Annotated in this window: 20 protein-coding genes; all 20 read right to left on the bottom strand. The window is 59.9% G+C overall.

The annotated features are described in order from the left end of the window. Positions 1 to 101 precede the first annotated feature (101 nt). Positions 102 to 908: a pyridoxine 5'-phosphate synthase gene (locus tag AC1DY9_RS08050; RefSeq protein WP_457279373.1), complete on the bottom strand. Its 807-nt coding sequence runs from the start codon at positions 906 to 908 to the stop codon at positions 102 to 104. Positions 909 to 920: 12 nt separating this feature from the next. Beyond that, on the bottom strand, positions 921 to 1670 hold the full coding sequence (gene recO / locus AC1DY9_RS08045; RefSeq protein ID WP_457279374.1) for a DNA repair protein RecO: 750 nt from the start codon (positions 1668 to 1670) through the stop codon (positions 921 to 923). Positions 1671 to 1821: 151 nt separating this feature from the next. Next, positions 1822 to 2769 (bottom strand): GTPase Era, encoded by a 948-nt coding sequence (era, locus tag AC1DY9_RS08040; protein WP_457279798.1) that lies wholly within the window; start codon positions 2767 to 2769, stop codon positions 1822 to 1824. 174 nt (positions 2770 to 2943) lie between these two features. Further along, on the bottom strand, positions 2944 to 3645 hold the full coding sequence (gene rnc, locus AC1DY9_RS08035) for a ribonuclease III (protein ID WP_457279375.1): 702 nt from the start codon (positions 3643 to 3645) through the stop codon (positions 2944 to 2946). After that, positions 3646 to 3987 carry a DUF4845 domain-containing protein gene (locus AC1DY9_RS08030; RefSeq protein ID WP_457279376.1) on the bottom strand — a complete coding sequence of 114 codons (342 nt, stop codon included), beginning with the start codon at positions 3985 to 3987 and terminating at the stop codon, positions 3646 to 3648. A 71-nt stretch (positions 3988 to 4058) separates the two neighbouring features. Continuing rightward, positions 4059 to 5030 carry a signal peptidase I gene (gene lepB / locus AC1DY9_RS08025; RefSeq protein WP_457279377.1) on the bottom strand — a complete coding sequence of 324 codons (972 nt, stop codon included), beginning with the start codon at positions 5028 to 5030 and terminating at the stop codon, positions 4059 to 4061. Positions 5031 to 5041: 11 nt separating this feature from the next. Then, positions 5042 to 6853, bottom strand: coding sequence for a translation elongation factor 4 (gene lepA / locus AC1DY9_RS08020; protein ID WP_457279378.1), 1812 nt, complete (start codon positions 6851 to 6853; stop codon positions 5042 to 5044). A 568-nt stretch (positions 6854 to 7421) separates the two neighbouring features. After that, complete coding sequence (locus tag AC1DY9_RS08015; RefSeq protein WP_477666242.1) at positions 7422 to 8885, bottom strand: DegQ family serine endoprotease; 1464 nt, start codon at positions 8883 to 8885, stop codon at positions 7422 to 7424. Positions 8886 to 9008: 123 nt separating this feature from the next. Then, positions 9009 to 10037, bottom strand: coding sequence for a MucB/RseB C-terminal domain-containing protein (locus AC1DY9_RS08010; RefSeq protein WP_457279380.1), 1029 nt, complete (start codon positions 10035 to 10037; stop codon positions 9009 to 9011). A gap of 36 nt (positions 10038 to 10073) precedes the next feature. Continuing rightward, positions 10074 to 10682, bottom strand: a complete 609-nt coding sequence (locus tag AC1DY9_RS08005; protein ID WP_477666241.1) for a sigma-E factor negative regulatory protein — start codon at positions 10680 to 10682, stop codon at positions 10074 to 10076. A gap of 104 nt (positions 10683 to 10786) precedes the next feature. Beyond that, a complete protein-coding gene (gene rpoE / locus AC1DY9_RS08000) occupies positions 10787 to 11431 on the bottom strand; it encodes an RNA polymerase sigma factor RpoE (protein ID WP_477666240.1) in 645 nt (214 codons plus the stop codon). Next, the gene (locus AC1DY9_RS07995; RefSeq protein WP_477666239.1) at positions 11428 to 11970 is read right to left on the bottom strand and encodes a hypothetical protein; all 543 of its coding nucleotides are present in this window, start codon (positions 11968 to 11970) and stop codon (positions 11428 to 11430) included. The genes rpoE and AC1DY9_RS07995 overlap by 4 nt, the downstream gene beginning before the upstream one ends. Positions 11971 to 12002: 32 nt before the next feature. Beyond that, complete coding sequence (gene fabF / locus AC1DY9_RS07990; protein ID WP_477666238.1) at positions 12003 to 13247, bottom strand: beta-ketoacyl-ACP synthase II; 1245 nt, start codon at positions 13245 to 13247, stop codon at positions 12003 to 12005. A gap of 82 nt (positions 13248 to 13329) precedes the next feature. Further along, entirely contained in the window at positions 13330 to 13569 is a 240-nt protein-coding gene (acpP, locus tag AC1DY9_RS07985) for an acyl carrier protein (protein ID WP_011484542.1), read from the bottom strand. Between the two features lie 159 nt (positions 13570 to 13728). Further along, positions 13729 to 14475 (bottom strand): 3-oxoacyl-ACP reductase FabG, encoded by a 747-nt coding sequence (fabG, locus tag AC1DY9_RS07980; protein ID WP_457279385.1) that lies wholly within the window; start codon positions 14473 to 14475, stop codon positions 13729 to 13731. Further along, positions 14472 to 15422, bottom strand: a complete 951-nt coding sequence (gene fabD, locus AC1DY9_RS07975) for an ACP S-malonyltransferase (protein WP_477666237.1) — start codon at positions 15420 to 15422, stop codon at positions 14472 to 14474. The genes fabG and fabD overlap by 4 nt, the downstream gene beginning before the upstream one ends. Positions 15423 to 15514: 92 nt before the next feature. Further along, positions 15515 to 16156, bottom strand: coding sequence for a hypothetical protein (locus AC1DY9_RS07970; protein ID WP_477666236.1), 642 nt, complete (start codon positions 16154 to 16156; stop codon positions 15515 to 15517). Continuing rightward, entirely contained in the window at positions 16137 to 17501 is a 1365-nt protein-coding gene (locus AC1DY9_RS07965; RefSeq protein ID WP_477666235.1) for a sialidase family protein, read from the bottom strand. Before AC1DY9_RS07965 ends, AC1DY9_RS07970 begins: the two co-directional genes overlap by 20 nt. Positions 17502 to 17545: 44 nt before the next feature. Beyond that, positions 17546 to 18523: a beta-ketoacyl-ACP synthase III gene (locus tag AC1DY9_RS07960; protein WP_457279389.1), complete on the bottom strand. Its 978-nt coding sequence runs from the start codon at positions 18521 to 18523 to the stop codon at positions 17546 to 17548. After that, complete coding sequence (plsX, locus tag AC1DY9_RS07955) at positions 18523 to 19638, bottom strand: phosphate acyltransferase PlsX (protein ID WP_457279390.1); 1116 nt, start codon at positions 19636 to 19638, stop codon at positions 18523 to 18525. The genes AC1DY9_RS07960 and plsX overlap by 1 nt, the downstream gene beginning before the upstream one ends. Positions 19639 to 19661: the final 23 nt, after the last annotated feature.

Here is a 19661-nt window from a genome sequence, read left to right as displayed (position 1 = left end):
AGGCCAGCTCGAGCCGTGGAACCGGCTTTGCCGGGCCACAGGCGGGCGGCCCCCTCGGGGGGCAGCGACCCACACGCAGTGGGGGAGCGTGGGGGCTCCAATCATGCGGGGGCGAATGCCTGGGTGATGCTAAGCAGGTAACGCCGGGTGGTCGCGGCGTAACCCAACTCGAGGGCGTCGGCAACAAAAGCGTGGCCTATCGACACCTCCAGCACATTGGGTACTTCTCGCACAAACTCCGTGAGGTTGTCGCGGTTCAGGTCGTGGCCGGCGTTGATGCCCAGGCCGGCTGCCGCAGCGGCCTGGCCCGCACGGGTAAAGCGCGCCAGAACTTCGGCCTTTTCAGGAGTTGCCCAGGCGCGCGCGTAGGTCTCGGTATAAAACTCCACCCGGTCGGCGCCCACGGCCTTGGCCGCTGCCATGGCTTCGGGAATCGGGTCCATGAAAAGACTGACCCGCACACGGCGGTCATGCACCTGTTCTATCAGGGGCTGCAGGCGCTCAGCGTCTTCGGGGAAATTCCAGCCGTGGTCGCTGGTGAACTGGTCTTCGCTGTCGGGCACAAAGGTGCATTGGTGCAGCGGCAGGCCCCGGGCGGCCAGATCGTGCACAAAGCCCATCAGATTCTGGAACGGGTTGCCTTCGATGTTGAATTCGCGGTCTGGCCAGTCCTTCATCAGCGCGGCGAGTTCAAAGACGTCGTCACGGCGGATATGCCGCTCGTCGGGCCGCGGGTGCACCGTGATGCCCTGTGCACCAGCTTCCAGGCACAGCTCGGCGGCACGGCGCACGCTAGGAATATCCAGGTGGCGGGAATTTCGCAACAGGGCGACCTTGTTGACGTTGACCGACAGTGCGGTCTTGTCATACACATGGGACACGAGGGGAGCGGGCGAAAGGAGTTTCATGGCGGTTGCTCGTTAGAAAGCTTGCAGGTCCATCATCATCTGCCGGGTTTTCAGGACCTTGACGCCGCAATGGTAGTGCAGCAGCCCGCGCAACTGGGTTTTAAGCTCATTGAAGCCGGGGATACAGGCCCGTACCGTGTCAGAGAACAGCGCCTCGTCACCCAGCGCCTGCTGCAGCGCCTGCCATTGCCCGCCGGGCAGGCTGACGCGATCGTCGTCGTGCGCTTGCCGGAGCCCCGCCTCTGGCACCAGCACATAGCGGGTGTCCGGATCGAGCGGCGCCAGCGTGGCGGTTTCGGCGTCCAGCAGGGGTAAAAGGCCGATGTCGCGCAGCAGCCGCAGCTCAAACGCGCGCAACGCCAGCTGCAGGGTTTCGGCACTTTGTGCGGCGATCAATTGCACCGTGGCGGCGTAGGCGTCAAACAGCACCGGATGCGGGTCGTCACGCGCCATCAGGCGCATCAAGAGCTCGTTGAGGTAATAACCCGACAGCAATGCATCCCCCGTGGGCATGACGTGGCCGCCCTGCCACTCAGCGCTTTTCAGGGTGCGGATTTCAGCGTCGCCGCCAAAGGCGATATGCAGCGGCTGCAAAGGCAACAAGATCGGCCGGAAGCTGGAGCTGGGCTTCTTCGCCCCCCGCGCCACCAGAGCCACCCGGCCATATTTACGGGTGAACACCTCCAGGATCAGGCTGGACTCACTCCAGTCGTAGCGATGTAGGACATAAGCGGGTTCATCGCCGATGCGTTTGGTGGCCATGTGGTTCAGGAGGCCAGGCAGGAAACCAGCAGCGAGAACTGAGGGAACTCCCCCTTCAAGCCGGGGCCGCGGAACCGGCTTTGCCGGGCCGCAGGCGCAGCGGCCCCCTCGGGGGGCAGGGAGCTACACGCAGTGAGCGACCGTGGGGGCCTCATTCATACCCGAATGTCTTGACCCGGGCCTCATCGTCGGCCCAACCCGAACGGACCTTGACCCAGATCTCCAGGAACACCTTGCCGCCCGTGAGGGTTTCAAGCTCATGCCGGGCTTCAGTGCCGATGCGTTTGAGCTTTTCACCCTTCTCGCCAATGATCATGCCTTTGTGGCCGTCACGCTCCACCACGATGGTGGCGGCAATTTTGCGCAGGGTGCCCTCTTCTTCATACCGGTCAATGATGACCGTTGAGGTGTAGGGAAGTTCGTCCCCCGTGAGGCGAAAGAGCTTCTCGCGAATGATTTCCGCCGCCATGAAGCGATCGCTGCGGTCGGTCAATTCGTCGGCACCGTACATCCAGGGCTGGACCGGCAGGTATTTTTCGCAAATGCCGAACAGGCGCTCGATGTCCTTGGCGTTGTTGGCCGACATCGGCACGAACTCGGCGAAATTGTGCCGCTCCTGCATTTCCTTGAGCCAGGGCGCGATCTCGGCGCGGCGGTGAATCAAATCAAACTTGTTAGCCAGCAAAATCGCGGGTGTCTTTTCGGGCAGCAGAGCCAGAACCTTGGCGTCGGCCTGGTTGAATTGACCGGCTTCCACCACAAAGACAATCAGGTCCACATCATTGACGGCGCCGACCACAGTGCGGTTCAGCGAGCGGTTCAGCGCGTTGCCGTGCCGGGTCTGGAAGCCCGGCGTGTCCACGAAGACATACTGCGTTGCCTTGACCGTGCGCATGCCGGTGATGCGGTGGCGCGTGGTCTGGGCCTTGCGCGAGGTGATGCTGATCTTTTGTCCCACCAGGGCATTGAGCAGAGTGGACTTGCCCACGTTGGGCTTGCCGACGATGGCGATCAGGCCACAGCGCTGCTCGCCGGCGGACGATGTGTCAGCAGCGGCGGGCACGGCCGCGCCGCGCGAGGACAGCGCCTGCGCCAGCATGGCTTCCAGCGCATCGGGCGGCTGCACGGCTTCCGGGGCTTTGGCTTGACGCTTTTTCGGCGCGACTGCAGGGGGAGTCGCCGCAGCAACTACCGGTTTTTTCGGTTCTTTTTTACCTGTACTCATAATCTTGGTGTGTTGGCCTGCGGCCTTCGGGCGGCTGCCGGCTCGGAGTCAGGAATCCAGTGTCTTGACAAACATCAGCATGGCGGCGGCGGCGGCTTGTTCGCCGGCCCGGCGGGAGCCGCCGATCCCGCGCTCGGCCCGGCCATATTCAGTGATCTCGCATTCCACATCGAAGGTCTGCTTGTGGGCCGCACCCATGGTACCCACCACGCGATAAATCGGCAGGTTCATTTTGCGCCCCTGCAACCACTCCTGCAATTCGGTTTTCGGATCTTTGCCGATGGCCTGCATCTGGGGGTTGATTTCCACGTCCTTGAACAGCCGGCGCACCAGCAGGTTGGCCGCCTCAAAGCCGGCGTCCAGGTAAACGGCGCCTATGACAGCTTCCAGCGCATCGGCGAGGATGGAGGGCCGCTTCTGTCCGCCTGATTTTGCCTCGCCTTCGCCCAGCCGTACCAGATCCGGCAAGCCAAGCACGACGGCAAGTTTGTGCAGGGTGTCCTGCTTGACCAGGTTAGCCCGCACACGTGAAAGATCGCCCTCAGGCAGGGTGCTCAGTTGCTCGTAGAGCAACCCCGCGACAGCCAGGTTCAGGACGGAATCGCCCAGAAACTCGATACGCTCGTTATGGTCGGTTGAAAAGCTGCGGTGCGTCAGCGCTTGCTGGAGCAGCCTTGGGTCGGAAAAATCATGCTGCAGGCGCTTTTGCAGTGCCAGCAGACCAGGACTTGAGGTAGCACTCGCTCGCACTTACTTGGCACGGCCGTTGTACTTGAGCAGCAGATAAGCTGGGCCGGCCATGTGGATTTCCTTGTTATAGGCGAAAGACACCACAGTTTTGTCACCCTCTTTGGTCACTTCGATATCTTTGGCAGTAATTGACTTGATGTCGTCAATCTGGGCGGCCTTGTCAAAGATAGTTCTGGCCTCAGCCACGGTATTGCCTTCCCTCGCCTTTCCGGCGGCCTTGAGGATGGCCTGATATTCAATCAGCGTCGGGGCAACCTGGGCAGCCAAAATGCCACCACATACAAGAACGATGCCCACAAACAGAAGGCCAATAAAGGAAATGCCACGTTGACGATGTTTCATTTTTTCTCCTGCTCTGACTAGGAAGTCCTGTCGTATTGCCCCTGGTACACCAAAGTGTGCCAAAAAAGCGGCTACTCGAAAGAACCGATACGCTTGAGGTTGCCGAAATTCATCCAGACAAAAAAGGCCTTGCCGACAATGTTTTTATCGGGAACAAACCCCCAATAACGGGAATCCAGCGAATTATCGCGGTTATCGCCCATCATGAAATACTGCCCCTCAGGCACCTTGCAGACAACGCCTTCGCTACTGTAACGGCAATTTTCCTTGAAAGGAAAGTCCATGACCTCCCGCTCATCGAGGCCGGCCCGCCGGGAGTCGTCATTCAGCAGGCGGTATTTCTTTGTCCCATTGACCTCTTCGAACTGTTTGGCGTAACGCAAAATATCTTCGTCAAAAAAGTCGGGCAAAGGCGTCTTGACCAGAGGCTTGCCGTTAATGGTCAGCTTCTTGTTCAGGTAGGCCACCTCATCCCCGGGCACACCCACCACCCGTTTGATGTAATCCAGGCTCGGTTTTGGCGGGTAGCGAAACACCATCACATCACCGCGCTGCGGGGTGTTGTTGTCCAGTACCTTGATATTGAGCACCGGCAAGCGAACGCCGTAATGGAATTTATTGACCAGGATCAGATCGTTGACGAGCAAGGTCGGGATCATGGAGCCAGAAGGAATCTTGAAGGGCTCAAACAGGAAGGAGCGCAACAGGAAAACCACCACGATCACCGGGAACAGGCCGGCGGTCCAATCCAGCCACCAGGGCTGCATGATGAGCCGGGTTCTGGCTTCGTCAACATGGTTGTCGACCTGGCTGATTCCTTTTCCGGCGAGCTCAGCCTGCCGCCTGGCAGCACTTTCCTCGAATGCCGCCGCCGCGCGGTAGCGCTGCGGCAAAAAGTAAAACCGCTCGGCCAGCCAGTAAATCCCGGTGACCACCGATGCCAGGAACAGCAGCAGGGAGAAGTTTCCGTCCACGACGCCGAAGTACCAGGCAGCGCCATAACCCACAAATGCGGCCAGCACCACGGCCGTGATCGTGCTCATTGCGCCGCGCATCAATCTTCCACCTGCAAAATGGCCAGGAAGGCTTCCTGGGGGACTTCAACGGAACCGATTTGTTTCATGCGTTTTTTACCCGCTTTTTGTTTTTCAAGGAGCTTGCGTTTGCGTGAAATATCGCCGCCGTAGCACTTGGCGATCACGTTTTTGCGCAGCGCCTTGATTGTCTCACGCGCAATAATATTGGCCCCGATCGCCGCCTGGATGGCCACATCGAATTGCTGCCGGGAAATGATCTCGCGCATTTTGGCCACCACCGCCCGGCCGCGGTAGGCCGACTGGCTGCGGTGGACGATGATGGACAGCGCGTCGACCTTCTCGCCATTCAGCAGGATGTCCACCTTCACCACATCGGATGCCCGGAACTCCTTGAATTCGTAGTCCATCGACGCATAGCCGCGGGAGACGGACTTGAGCTTGTCGAAGAAGTCCAGCACGATCTCGCCCAGCGGCATTTCATAGGTCAGCATGACCTGTTTGCCGTGGTAGGCCATGTTCAGCTGGATGCCGCGCTTCTGGTTGGCCAGCGTCATCACGGCGCCCACGTAGTCCTGCGGCATATACAAGTGCACGGTCACAATGGGCTCGCGGATCTCGTTAACCTTTCCGCCGTCGGGAATTTTGGAGGGATTTTCAACCTTGAGGAGGGTTCCGTCGGATTGGAGAACTTCATAGACCACACTGGGAGCCGTCGTGATCAGGTCCTGGTCGAATTCCCGCTCGAGCCGCTCCTGGACGATTTCCATGTGCAGCAGCCCCAGGAAACCGCAGCGAAACCCGAAACCCAGCGCCTCGCTGACCTCCGGCTCATAGTGCAGCGACGCATCATTGAGCTTGAGTTTTTCCAGTGCATCGCGCAGGGATTCGTATTCACTGGCCTCTGAGGGATACAGGCCGGCAAACACCGCAGGCTGGATTTCCTTGAAGCCGGGTAAGGCCTCGGTGGCGGTAAAGGCAGCGCCGCCTGTCCCGGGCTTGATCAGGGTCACGGTGTCGCCGACCCGCGCCGCCTGAAGCTCCTTGATGCCAGCGATGACAAAACCCACCTCGCCGGATTCGAGTGCCTGGCGAGGCTCGGTATGCGGAGTAAAGACGCCTAATTGCTCGGCGTTGTACATCGCCTCGCTGGCCATCAGCTTGATACGGTCACCCTTGGCAAGCCGGCCGTCCACAACACGCACCAGCATGACGACGCCCACATAAGCGTCGTACCAACTGTCAATGATCATGGCGCGCAACGGGCCGCCTGGATTACCTTTGGGCGGCGGAATCCTGGCAACGACGGCCTCCAGGATTTCATCGATGCCCATGCCCGTCTTGGCACTGCAGGGAATCGCATCGGTCGCGTCGATGCCGATCACTTCTTCGATTTCCTGCTTGGCGTTATCAGGGTCGGCTTGCGGCAAGTCCATCTTGTTGAGCACCGGCACGACTTCCACACCGAGGTCCAGCGCGGTGTAGCAGTTGGCGACGGTCTGCGCTTCCACACCCTGGCTGGCGTCCACCACCAGCAGCGCACCCTCGCATGCGGACAGCGAGCGGCTCACTTCATAAGAGAAGTCGACGTGGCCCGGCGTGTCGATCAGATTGAGGTTGTAGACCTCGCCGTTGAGTGCCTTGTATTTGAGCGCAGCGGTCTGCGCCTTGATGGTTATCCCACGCTCTTTTTCAATATCCATCGAATCCAGAACCTGCGCACTCATCTCTCTGTCCTGCAAACCGCCGCAGCGCTGGATGAGACGGTCAGCCAGCGTGGATTTGCCGTGATCAATGTGGGCAATGATCGAAAAATTTCTGATGTGATTCATCAACGAGAACGCCTAAGTACTTGAAAGTATTGCGAAGAGATTGAATGGAATTCGCGAGGGCCATAAAAAAGGGCGCGTCGAGTAGCGACGCGCCCTGAACCAACAATCTATGGCAACTGCGATAGTTGGAACTTCATTGTAGGCAAAAAGCCGGAGCCGAACAGTCCCGAAATGGCCATATTTTTGTCGTTGCAGGCTAGCAACATGGATCTTATGCACAACTTATTCACAATTTTATACTGCTTGTCTCTGGACAACTTGTGGGTGATCTGTGGAGCGTTCGGTATTACTCAAAATAAAGAGAGAAACCGGGTCTTTAGCCATTCCGATATATCGAAATAGCGCAGGCGGGAGCTCATATTCTACCGAAAACGGTCCATGGACCACCTCATTGTGAGCAATCACTAACAAAAAATGAGATCCGGCTCCTCGCAAAATATATTTTTGCGAAACACCAAATTTCCGCGCCAGACATCAAAAACCCCCATAGCCCGGCAGGGTATGGGGGTTAATGGCAGCCTCCCGGCTCTTGCTGTGACGCTGCGAGAAAGAGATCTAAGGTAGCGCTTCAGCGAGATGGCCTGATCAGCGCGTATTGCGCCCACTCGCCCCGCCGGAACAGCACGTTGATGGCTTTGGACTTGTCGATTTTGGCAAGGGCCGCTTCAAATTCCTTGACGCTGGTGACTTCGGAGTTGGCAATCGCCACAATCACGTCGCCTTCTTTCAGGCCGGCCCGCGCAGCAGCCCCTTCGGCGGTGTCCACCTTGACGCCACCCTTGACCTTCAGCTCCTTCTTCTGTGCGTCGGGCACTTCACTCACGGCCAGACCCAAGGCCTGTGCGGCACCCGCTACCGGGGGCTTGGGTTCGGGGCCAGCCGAAGCCTTGCGCGCGGGTTTTTCTGCCTCGACCTCACCAATCGTGACCGAAAGGTCCTTGCTCGCGCCGCGCCTGAAGACGGTCACCACGGCCTTGGTACCCGGCTTCACGTTGCCGACCATGCGCGGCAGGTCGCTGGATTTTTCAATCGGCTTGCCGTCGAACTTGATGATGATGTCGCCGGCCTCAATGCCCGCTTTTTCTGCGGGTGCGCCGCTTTCGACACCCCTAACCAGCGCGCCCTGGGCCTTGCCCAGGCCAATCGATTCCGCCACCTCTTTGGTGACCTGGTCGATCTGCACACCGATGCGGCCCCGCGTGACCTTGCCGCTCGTGCGCAGCTGATCGGACACGCGCGCTGCCTCATCTATGGGAATGGAAAAGGAAATGCCCTGGAAGCCGCCGGAGCGCGAATAAATTTGGCTGTTGATGCCAACCACCTCACCGCGCATATTGATCAGGGGCCCGCCGGAGTTGCCGGGGTTGATGGCCACGTCGGTCTGGATAAACGGCAGGTAGTCGCCGGTATCCCGCTGCTTGGCACTCACGATACCTGCGGTCACGGTGTTTTCCAGGCCAAATGGCGAGCCGATGGCCATCACCCATTCCCCGACCTTGAGGCGGTTGATGTCGCCGATCTTCACTGCGGGCAGCCCCGTCGCCTCAATCTTGACGACGGCAACGTCACTGCGCTTGTCCGCACCGATGATTTTGGCTTTGAATTCGCGCTTGTCGGTCAACGTGACGATGACTTCATCGGCGCCTTCGACTACATGCGCGTTGGTCATCACAAAGCCGTCGGCCGTCAGGATGAAACCCGACCCGACGCCGCGTGGCTGATCTTCGTCAGGCTGAGGGCTGCGGTCCGGCCGGGGTGCGCGGGGCATATTAGGGGGGATCGGTATGCCAAAGCGCTTGAAGAATTCCAGCATCTGTTCGTCGGCACTTCCGGAAGCCGCTGCCTTGGCTTTCTCCAGGGTGCGGATATTGACCACCGAAGGACCCACCTGCTCCACGAGGTCCGTGAAATCCGGCAATGTGCGGTTCTGCGCCCAGACCGGCGCGACCGGCAGCACCGCCAGGACCGCAGTGCTTCCCACGATGGCCGCCGTCAGGCAGGAGCGCAGGGGTTTCCAGTTCAATTCAAGCATCATCAGCCTCGTCATAAATGTTGTCATCCGGCAATCACACCCGGCGGCAACCCAAGGCTGGCGCCGGAGAAAATTGTTGCAGCACGTGGCCCCCGAGAAAAGTACCAGGAGCACCAGTGCATATTATTTCTTGCGCTCCAGCCCGCCCGCAAAAAGCTTCAAAGTGCCCATGGGGACTTCACCCATCACGGTGACCCAATAGGCGTCGAGCTGCCGGGTAATCGTCTGGGTGGCGCCCATCGACAGGCTCGATTCCTGACCGTGGCGCTGGCGGTCGAACGGTTCTACAAAAATCGACACCGATGCCAAACCATCCGAGAAAATCCACTGCAGGGGCTCTTCACCGGCCGCAGTGCCGGCAGGCGCCAGTGCCGTCGCCGGCCGCTTGTAGCAACTCATGGGTTTAAAGCCCGCCACAGGCGCCTTCAGGAGCCAGCCTTCCGCGCTTGCCGTGGTCTTCATGAGAACAGGCTTTTCCACACGGTAACCGTCGACCTTGCCCATCATCTGGAGGAGCTTGTCCATTTTGACCGGAGCATCAAGCTGCAATTCTGAAAATGCCGCCTGTTCCAGGACCTTGCCGTCGGTATCGAGCGTCTGCAGCTTCACGACCAGGCCTTTCTTCTGTTCTGTCCAGACCCGGTAGCCAAACCGCATATTGTCTTTGGGCGCCAGCAGCACGATATCGGCCTCGACGCCCGCCACACGCTCGGTACCCTCCTGACGGACCTTGTAATAGTCGGCAATCCGGTTATCGGTTGACTGCAGCAACTGGGGGAACATACCCAGCGACTCGCGCTTTTCACTGCGAACCACCTTGTGGTCCGGCATGAAGGTGACCACCTGGTCGTTATGGCGAAAAATCGAGCGCGGTGCCCCCGTCAGCGTTTCTACCCGCTCCATTTGCTGGTCGCCCTCGCAAACATGCCAAATCTTCGCACTGGACATGGCGCCACCGGAAGAGACGACAAAGGTGCCGATGTACGAGCGCTTTTTGGAAGCCTCGTGCATGCGCATCAGCCAATCGTTGATGTTGCGGGATTCCATGGGCGTCGCAGCAGGGGCCGGCGGCGGCACCTGTGCCGCTACAAAATTCATAGCTGGCAGCGCACATCCCGCAAGGGCTAGAAGGCGAAATAGCTTGAATTTCATGAAGTTTCCAAAGCCCGGCGACAAGCAGGCGCCCGCTCAGCGTCCTGCATTTTGCGGCGTTTCAAAGGTGGCATTGCGCAAGAAGCCCGAGGGCTCCTGCAGGGCCGATGTGCCCCCCAGCTGCTTGTGCGCAGCCAGCAGTTCCTCCAGCCGGGCATCCCGCACCATTGGGCCTTGGGGCGAAGCAACCAACACCTGTTGTGACAGTGGCGCCTGGGCAAGCTGCGGCGCCGAGCCGGATGCCAGCAAGCCAGAGGCATTCCACGCAATGGCAGCCACCGCGGCGAGTGAGGCAAATCCTGCTACCAGCTTCCAGCGGAAATCGCTGTCATTGGCGGCTTCGCCATGCGGTTGAGACATTGCTTGCACGGGTACCTGAACAACATCCAGAGCCGGAGCAGCAGGATGAAAACTCGAACCGGCCGGGGTTTCCTGGGCAAGGCGCTGGTTCAGGCGCGCCAAAAAGGCCATGTCCGCCCCTTTGGTCCGAAGCGCAGGCGACCGCAAGGCATCGCCAATCAGGTGATAGGCGTCCCAGGCGGCGACCGCTGAATCATCGCGCCGGCTGGCATCGAGTGCAGCCACAAGTTCGTCCCCGTCCAATTGGCCATCGGCCAAGGCAGACATGAGTTCGCTGGTTTGCATTGACGGTTTCATCATGTTCGTGGGCAGCGGAACTGCCGTTTTGAAAGGCTCAAAATACGGGGTCTGATTCGTGGGTTCATGGATGGCTCCTGGGTGCTGCGACTTCACCAGCGCTTGCCGCTCTGGTTTTCCAGCAACGGTTTCACCTTCTGCGAAATTGCCTCGCGCGCCCTGAAAATACGTGACCGCACTGTACCGATGGGGCAATCCATCGCCTCTGAAATCTCTTCGTAGCTCAGCCCTTCTATTTCACGCAGGGTAATGGCCTGGCGAAGCTCCTCAGGCAAGGCTTCCATGGCGGCATTGATGATTTCCGCAATTTCCTTGGTGGCCAGCACGGCTTCCGGCGTTTCCGAGCTTGTTAGTTCGTTTTCAAGCGGGGAAGTTTCATCGCTTTCATCGCTTTGGCCCGATTTAAAGGAGTTTTCAGAGACGGTTGGATCCCGTTTAAGGTCCATCAGGGCCTTTTTGGCGGTATTCACCGCAATCCGGTAAAGCCATGTGTAGAACTGGGCCTCGCCCCTGAACTGCGCCAGGGCCCTGTAGGCGCGGATGAACGTTTCCTGGGCGATATCTTCCACCAGGTCCACATCGCGCACCATACGGCCTATCAGGCGCTGGATGCGCCGCTGGTATTTGATGACCAGCAGCTCATATGCCTTCTGGTCGCCTGCAACGGTGCGCTCCACCAGCATGGCATCGCTGTCGGTTGCTTTTTCCAGTCGAGGCGGAGGCAGGTCAGCGCTCATGGGTTTTGTGACGTGGCTTCAGCTGGGCGCATAGACCCCGATACTGCCACAGCCGGCACGGGTTCTGCCGGCAGAAAATCATGCGGCGATAAGGTGGAAGACGACTTGTGCGGCGAGTAGACCGCGCGGCGCAGGTCCAGCCATCGCTCCGGCATGACGCCGCGCTCCACCCAGAGCCACAACCGTGCGTGAGCAGAATTTTCAAGCCGAAGCAGTAAATAGTGTTGAAAATCGGCAAGGACTGAAAGCTCATATTCAGCGACGCCCGCCTGGTATCCCGGGCTCTCCCGGCGCCACACTTCGCCATCCCATGCCAAGTGGCCCGCCGGAGAATTTCGCCAACCAATATGTGCTGCCACACCAGCGCCTAACGCGGCAGTAAGTGCCAGGCCGATGCGCCAATCCAGCTGACGGTTTCCATTGAAATACCAGAGCATGGCTAAAAGCAGCCCGGACAGCCATAAACCCAACAAAAGAGTACCCAGAAAACGCGAACGCCCCAGCGGATAAACAACCGGCGGGGCGTTGTGCAGGCTCAAGGCAGGCTGTTGGACGTGCGTGAGCCGGGAAATCAGGCGCGCTTGAAGACCAGCGTACCGTTGGTGCCGCCGAACCCGAAATTGTTTTTGACGGCAACCTCGATTTTTGCGTCACGCGCGGTATTGGCACAGTAGTCCAGGTCGCACTCGGGATCCTGGTTGAAGATATTGATGGTCGGCGGAATTTTCTGGTGATACAGCGAAAGCACCGTAAACACCGACTCAATGCCGCCGGCGCCGCCCAAAAGGTGACCCGTCATGGATTTGGTCGAGCTGACCACCATGTTTTTAGCGTGGCTGCCGAACGCAGCCTTGACGGCGTTTGTCTCGTTCAGGTCGCCCAGCGGTGTGGACGTGCCATGCGCGTTGAGGTACTGGACTTCGTCGGCATTGACACCTGCGTTCTTCAACGCCATGACCATGGAGCGGCGCGGTCCGTCGACATCGGGCGCTGTCATGTGATATGCGTCTGCGCTCATGCCGAACCCGGTCAGTTCAGCATAAATTCTGGCGCCGCGCGCTTTGGCATGCTCGTACTCTTCGAGAACCAGCACACCGCCGCCCTCACCCAGCACAAAACCATCACGGTCCTTGTCCCAAGGGCGAGATGCTGTTTTCGGGTCTTCGTTGCGGGTGGACAGGGCACGCGCTGCGGCAAAGCCGCCTACGCCCAGCGGAGAGACGCAGGACTCAGCGCCACCGGCCACCATCACGTCGCAATCGCCATATTCAATCATGCGCGCCGACAGGCCGATGGCATGAAGTCCGGTCGTGCAGGCCGTTACGACCGCAACGTTGGGGCCTTTAAAGCCGAATTTGATGGATACATGCCCGGAAATCATGTTGATGATCGAGGCAGGTACAAAAAACGGAGACACCCGGCGCGGGCCGCGATTGACCAGCTCGGAATGCATTTGCTCGATCATCGRCAAACCGCCGATGCCCGAACCGATATTGCAGCCAATGCGGGTCGCCAGTTCGCCGTCTAGCGCCTCGCCCGTCGGCAAGCCGCTGTCGGCCACCGCCTGGAAAGCTGCAGCCAGACCCAGATGAATGAAGCGATCCATGTGCCGCGCTTCTTTTTCGGGAATGTAATCCGCGATATTGAAGCCTTTGACCTCACCGGCAAATTTGCAGGCAAAGTTGCTTGCATCAAACTGCGTGATCAGATCAATTCCGGGCACACCGGCAATCAGATTGGCCCAGGATTCAGCCACGGTATTACCTACCGGGCTGACACAACCCAGACCTGTCACGACGACACGACGACGGCTCATTCAAAAATCCTGAGAAGAACCCGAAAAGCCCTGGAATGACTTTTCAGGCTTGATGACGGCGGAGGCAGGCGAAAGCCTTGCCTCAAGCCTTTTGATGGGTGTTTGCGTAGTCAATCGCGTTCTGGACAGTGGTGATCTTCTCGGCGTCTTCGTCGGGAATCTCAATGCCGAACTCGTCTTCCAGAGCCATAACCAGTTCTACGGTGTCAAGGGAGTCAGCGCCCAGATCGGCCACAAAGGCTTTTTCGCTGGTGACCTGGCCTTCTTCCACGCCGAGTTGTTCGGCAATGATTTTCTTAACACGTGCTTCGATATCGCTCATAGTTCCCTCTGAGGGTTGTAAATTAATCCGTGATTTTACCGCGTTAGAGTCGTTTCCCTAAGCACCGCGCCGGACGGATAAAAACCGGCTTCGATTTCCCGTGTTTTACCACTCTCAGCCCGCTGTTTTCATGAAACTGCAGGGCTGACGCTTCAAGAGCTACATATACATGCCGCCGTTGACGTGAATCTCCTGGCCTGTGATGTAGGCCGCCTGTGGACTTGCCACAAAGGCCACAGCGTGCGCAATGTCTTGCGGTTTGCCAAGATGGCCCAGCGGGATCTGCCCCAAAAGTGCTTTTTGCTGCTCTTCCGGCAATCCGGCGGTCATGTCGGTCTCGATAAAGCCTGGCGCCACGCAATTGACAGTGATGTTACGCGAGCCGAGCTCGCGAGCCAGTGCGCGCGTCATGCCGGCCACGCCGGCCTTGGCCGCCGCGTAATTGGATTGGCCCGCGTTGCCCGAGGCACCAACGACGGATGTGATGCTGATGATGCGGCCGTAGCGCTGCTTCATCATGGTGCGCATCACGGCGCGGCTCATGCGGAACACGGCCTTGAGGTTGGTGTCCAGCACCGCATCCCAATCGTCATCCTTGAGCCGCATTGCCAGCATGTCGCGTGTGATGCCCGCGTTGTTGACCAGCACCTGCAGGCCACCGTGCTCCTTGACGATGGCGTCGATCAGCGCTTCGGCGGCGGTAACGTCGTTCACATTCAGGTTTTTGCCGGCGCAACCCGGAAAAGCCGCAAGGGCCTGGCCGATTTTGGCCGCGCCTTCATCGCTGGTCGCCGTGCCTATCACTTTGAGGCCTTTTTGGGCCAGCTCCAGCGCAATGGCCGCGCCAATACCGCGCGATGCGCCGGTGACCAGTGCGACCTGGCCTTCAAACTTGACTTCGCTCATGCCAGTAACTCCTTCACTTCCGCCAGGGAGGCGGGATCAAACAGGGGGACACCCGTCAATTCGGGATCGATTCTTTTGGCCATGCCGGCCAGCACCTTGCCAGGCCCGCACTCGACCAGCGTCGTGAGGCCGCGTGCCTTGATGGCCTGCACGCATTCCACCCAACGCACGGGGCCGAAAGCCTGCCCGTACAGCGCCGCGCGAATGCGGTCAGCGTCAGTCTCGACGGCTACCTCGATGTTGTTGATGACCGGGATTTTCGGCGCTGCGAACTCGACGGCGGCCAGCTTTTCGCGCAGCTTCTCGGCCGCGGGCTTCATCAGGCTGGAGTGGAAGGGAGCCGACACCGGCAGGGGCAAGGCGCGCTTGGCACCGTTGGCCTTGAGCACTTCGCAGGCTTTCTCAACCGCAGCCTTGCTGCCCGCGATGACGGTCTGCATCGGATCGTTGAAATTGACGGCTTCGACCACTTCGGTGGTGTTGGCCCCGAAGCTGCGCGCGGCCTCGGCACAGCCTTCAATCACTTTGGAGGCTTCCATGCCCAGAATGGCCGCCATCGCGCCTATGCCGACCGGTACGGCGTCCTGCATGGCCTGCGCACGAAAGCGCACCAACGGCGCGGCTTGCGCGAGTGTCAGCACACCCGAGGCCACCAGAGCAGAGTATTCGCCCAGCGAGTGACCCGCGACGGCGGCCGGCGCGGTACCGGTTTCGGCCATCCAGGCACGGTAAGCCGCCACACCGGCGACCAGCATGACAGGCTGCGTGTTCGTGGTCAGCGCCAGCGCGTCCTTGGGGCCGTCCTTGATCAGCCGGCCGACATCCTCGCCCAGCGCCTCGGAGGCTTCGGCCAACGTCTGCGCAACCACCGGATGGTCGCCCCAGGCGTCCAGCATGCCGACCGACTGCGAGCCCTGGCCGGGAAAAACAATAGCAAACGATTTCAAATGATTACTCCATGGGTCGAATTCTTGGGTCGCCGAAAAGCATCCGCATGCATTTTAAGAAGATGAACAGTCATTTTTTGAAGCACAGTCTGTCAGGCTGACGACGGTATAGCGCCATTGTGCGCACCACGCAGCCGTGCAAAACCCCATCCGACAGCCGATTTGACGCACTGATAGATAGCCGCAACGGCCAGCCAGGGGTCTATCAGGTAGTCCCACAAATTGGTGGACTCCAGCGACCCCGCAGCCCAGGCCAGTAAAGCCAGAGCGATCAGCACGGGCAGCAAACGAAATCCCCTGGCCCAGCATGCCAGCGACAGCGCCAGAAGCGCCGCCCAGAGAACTGGCGAACCCCAGCCGAGCCGGTAGGCATCCCAGTCACCCCAGCCCAGGGCCAGCGGGTACAAGAACAATGCGCCCACAGCCAGGACAACACTCACCAGCATGCACTCGCGGGTATCCGTCAAGCGGACGCCCGACAGGCGCTGGTACATGCCCAGGCAGGCGAGTGCTACCAAAGAAATGCTCAGGTCCGAGCTGATGCCGCGCACATAGGCCACGAGCGGTAAGCGGGCCGGCCCCACCGGGCACCACAGAAGTACAAACACCGCAGCAGTAGCAAACTTGCCCCACGGCCCGACGCCACGCCGCCAGCCCAGCAGCCGCAGACAGCCGGCGCTGAGCGCCAGATCAATGCCGAGCAAGGCGATCAGATCATTTGCCGGAGGAAGCATGGCCGGTCGCCGCTTGCGCGGCCTGGAGGGTTTGCAGGGGGTCCAGCCGCACGTGCTTGATGCGCGTGCGATGCCAGGTATAGACGAGATGCAGGTAGCCGTCGCGGGTTTGCAGCAAGTAAGGATAAGAAAATTCCTGGGAGCAGCTCTGGTCGCCGCACAACTGGCGCCTGGCACTGGCTACATAGGACTGGGCTTCGCCGTCGCTCGCGCCGCGGGCTTTGAGCTCCTGAGTCAGCAGGCGCTCATAGTCAATGAGGGACGTGCGCGACTGCGGATTGGCGGACGACTCCACGATCCATGGCGCCACCCCATCAAACGAGCCGCCCGCCTCTGTTTTCAGCAAGGCCAGCATTTCGCGATTTCGGGGCGCCGGGTTCAGGGCCAGCCATTGCGTGCCGATGTTCGTCACGACGCCGGCCACAGCGGAGTCCGGATTGGGCCAGATGCTTGCAGACGCGCGCGACCAGGTCTTGCCGGCATCCGTGGTATCTGAAACCATCAGCGCCGTGGCATTGCCTGAGCGCATATAGACCTGCGCCTTCTCTGGCCCCGAAACCAGCACCACCGGCTGCAAACCGGTGCGGCTACCGGGAACGCGAACTTTGTCGATGACCTGGCCCAGAGCGTTGATGCGCAGGACTTCGCCGAATTTGGTGACGAACTCGTGGTACACCGGCAAGCCGGTCTCGCCGCTTTCAAAGCTGACGGGTGCTCCTTTGACCAGCGTACTGATGTTCAGGAAGGGCGACGTCACCAGGCGGCGTGGCATGCTCCAGGTCGCGCCTTCATCCGTGGAACGCGCCCAGCTGATGGAGCTGCCCGCCCATCCGCCCAATGAAACGTTGACCATCCACAGGCAGAGTGAGCCATCGGGCGCGCGAGCAATCACCGGATTGCCCAGTTTCTTGACATAGCGCCACAGGCCCTGCTGAAGTGTTTGACGGTTGAACAACGTGCTTTCTGCGCTCCAGCGCAGGCTGGCGGGGTCCATCACTGCGGTCTGGATGGTGACATCCCCCGCGCCTTCGCGCGAGCCCGAAAACCAGACCGCGCGCAAGCGGCCATCACGCAACTCCACGAGGGAGGCCGCATGCACGGCCTGGCCGGGAGAAGATGAGACAAATTGCGCATCAAAACGAAAGCGGCCGTCCGGCGAAATCTGCTGCGCCGGCAAGCCGGTGCGTGGCACGGATTTGACGGCACCAGCCGAAGGGCTGGCCGCCAATGCCGCAAAAGGGGTGGCCGGTGGGCGCTGCAGGATTTTCCATCCAGCCAAGGCAAAAGCCAGCACCAGCAAGGCTGCTGCAAGGCGATCCCATGCACCGGACGGTCTGAAATTCAAATGCCCACCTGTCTGTGAAAGCCTGGCAGATGGGTGGGAGCCACTCAATAGTTGAGAAGCACCGCACCCCAGGTAAAGCCGCCGCCCACGCCTTCGAGCATGAGGGTGTCGCCTTTTTGGATCTTGCCGCTGCGCACGGCCACATCCAGCGCGAGCGGGATAGAAGCCGCGGAGGTGTTTCCATGCTGGTCGACGGTGACAATCAGCTTCTCGAGCGGCATCTTCAGTTTTTTGGCCGTGCTCTGCATGATGCGGATGTTGGCCTGGTGTGGAATCAGCCAGTCGATGTCGGCATCGGTCATGTTGGCTTTTGCCAGCGTAGCGCGCGCGGCGCTTTCGAGCACGCCCACAGCCAGCTTGAACACGGCTTGGCCATCCATCTTGAGCAAGGGGTCGCCCAGGATCTGACCACCCGAGACATTGCCCGGCACACACAGGATGCCGACATGCTTGCCGTCGGCATGCAGGTCGCTGGCAAGAATGCCGGGCGTGTCCGAGGCCTCGAGCACCACGGCGCCGGCGCCGTCGCCAAAAAGCACACAGGTGGTCCGGTCTGAAAAGTCCAGGATGCGCGAGAACACTTCCGCACCGATCACCAGCGCCTTGCTGGCCGAACCGGTGCGGATCATGGCGTCGGCCACGGTCAATGCATAGACGAATCCGCTGCACACAGCTTGCACGTCAAAGGCCGGGCAACCGGCGATGCCCAGTTTGTTCTGCAAAATGCAGGCCGCCGAGGGAAACACCATGTCCGGGGTCGAGGTCGCCACGATGATGAGGTCGATGTCCGCAGCCTGCAGACCCGCAGCCTGCAGTGCATTTTTGGCGGCTTCTACACCCAGATCGCTGCTGGTCACGTCGGACGCGGCAAAGTGGCGGGCCCGGATGCCGGTGCGCTCCACAATCCATTCATCGGAGGTTTCCACACCCCGGGTCGCCAGGTCGGCGGCCAGTTCGGCATTGGTCAGTCGGCGCGGCGGCAAATAACTACCGGTGCCGGTGATGCGTGAGTAACGGGTCATTAATAAGTGGCCGGTGTTGAGACTGCTGAGTCAACTGACATTGAAGGGGTGTCGACGGGCGCATCAGCAGGGGGCGCCGCCTGCGCTGCCACCAGCAAAGGGGCCGCATGGGCTATGCGTTCGCGCACTCTCTCAAGCAAATTGTTCCGTGCCGCATCATAAGCCCGATTCAGCGCCGTCTCAAAAGCAAAGGCGTCCGCTGAGCCGTGGCTTTTGAAAACCAGGCCTTGCAGACCGAGCAAGGCGGCGCCGTTGTACCGCCTGTGGTCAACTCGATTTTTAAACGCAGTTAGCACCGGATAGGCAATGATGGCCGCAATTTTTGTCAAGATATTGCGGGAAAACTCAGCCTTTATGAAGCCCCCGATCATGCTTGCAAGACCTTCACTAGCCTTGAGCGCGACGTTGCCCACAAAACCGTCACAGACGACGATATCGGTCGTTCCCTTGAAAATATCGTTACCTTCGACATTCCCGTAAAAATTCAAATCACCGGAATTAGACGCAGAACGCAACAACTCACCGGCTTTTTTGATAATTTCACTGCCTTTTATCGCTTCTTCGCCAATATTGAGCAGGCCGACACTGGGCGTGGGGTTGCTGGTGATGGCTGCCACCAGGGCGGATCCCATCACGGCAAACTGCAGCAGGTGATCTTCGGTGCAATCGACATTGGCACCCAGGTCCAGCACCGTGGTGGCGCCACCCAAGGCATTGGGCAGCTGGGTAGCAATGGCCGGACGGTCTATGCCCTCCAGGGTTTTGAGGACGTAGCGGGCAATGGCCATCAAGGCGCCGGTATTGCCGGCCGATACGGCCGCTTGGGCCACACCATCCTTGACCTGGTTCATCGCGACCCGCATCGAGGAGTTCTTCTTGCGCCGCAAGGCGATCTCGATGGGATCGTCCATGGTGACGATCTCGCTGGCCGGAACGATCTGGCAGCGCGGATGGACCTGAAGGCGGGGGTACAACGGGTGCCCCGCGAGGACTTCAGGCTGGCCGACCAGCACCACAGCAGCATCCGGATGGCCATCCAGAAATGCCAGGCTGGCCGGGAGCGTGACGGCTGGGCCGATATCGCCGCCCATGGCATCGACAGCGATCCTGATCATGGGGCGACCGGTGCAGTCAAGAG

It is taken from the genome of Polaromonas sp. P1_F6, from assembly GCF_056405695.1.
This window is presented reverse-complemented; position numbering and strand designations above follow the sequence as displayed.

Coding starts and splice junctions, on each gene's coding strand:
- AC1DY9_RS08050 (WP_457279373.1), bottom strand. CDS start 908: ATGAAACTCCTTTCGCCCGCTCCCCTCGTGTCCCATGTGTATGACAAG.
- recO (WP_457279374.1), bottom strand. CDS start 1,670: ATGGCCACCAAACGCATCGGCGATGAACCCGCTTATGTCCTACATCGC.
- era (WP_457279798.1), bottom strand. CDS start 2,769: ATGCTGGCGCAGGCGCTGTCCTCGCGCGGCGCGGCCGTGCCCGCCGCT.
- AC1DY9_RS08030 (WP_457279376.1), bottom strand. CDS start 3,987: ATGAAACATCGTCAACGTGGCATTTCCTTTATTGGCCTTCTGTTTGTG.
- lepB (WP_457279377.1), bottom strand. CDS start 5,030: ATGAGCACGATCACGGCCGTGGTGCTGGCCGCATTTGTGGGTTATGGC.
- lepA (WP_457279378.1), bottom strand. CDS start 6,853: ATGAATCACATCAGAAATTTTTCGATCATTGCCCACATTGATCACGGC.
- AC1DY9_RS08015 (WP_477666242.1), bottom strand. CDS start 8,885: ATGCTTGAATTGAACTGGAAACCCCTGCGCTCCTGCCTGACGGCGGCC.
- AC1DY9_RS08010 (WP_457279380.1), bottom strand. CDS start 10,037: ATGAAATTCAAGCTATTTCGCCTTCTAGCCCTTGCGGGATGTGCGCTG.
- AC1DY9_RS08005 (WP_477666241.1), bottom strand. CDS start 10,682: ATGCAAACCAGCGAACTCATGTCTGCCTTGGCCGATGGCCAATTGGAC.
- rpoE (WP_477666240.1), bottom strand. CDS start 11,431: ATGAGCGCTGACCTGCCTCCGCCTCGACTGGAAAAAGCAACCGACAGC.
- acpP (WP_011484542.1), bottom strand. CDS start 13,569: ATGAGCGATATCGAAGCACGTGTTAAGAAAATCATTGCCGAACAACTC.
- fabG (WP_457279385.1), bottom strand. CDS start 14,475: ATGAGCGAAGTCAAGTTTGAAGGCCAGGTCGCACTGGTCACCGGCGCA.
- AC1DY9_RS07970 (WP_477666236.1), bottom strand. CDS start 16,156: ATGCTTCCTCCGGCAAATGATCTGATCGCCTTGCTCGGCATTGATCTG.
- AC1DY9_RS07960 (WP_457279389.1), bottom strand. CDS start 18,523: ATGACCCGTTACTCACGCATCACCGGCACCGGTAGTTATTTGCCGCCG.
- plsX (WP_457279390.1), bottom strand. CDS start 19,638: ATGATCAGGATCGCTGTCGATGCCATGGGCGGCGATATCGGCCCAGCC.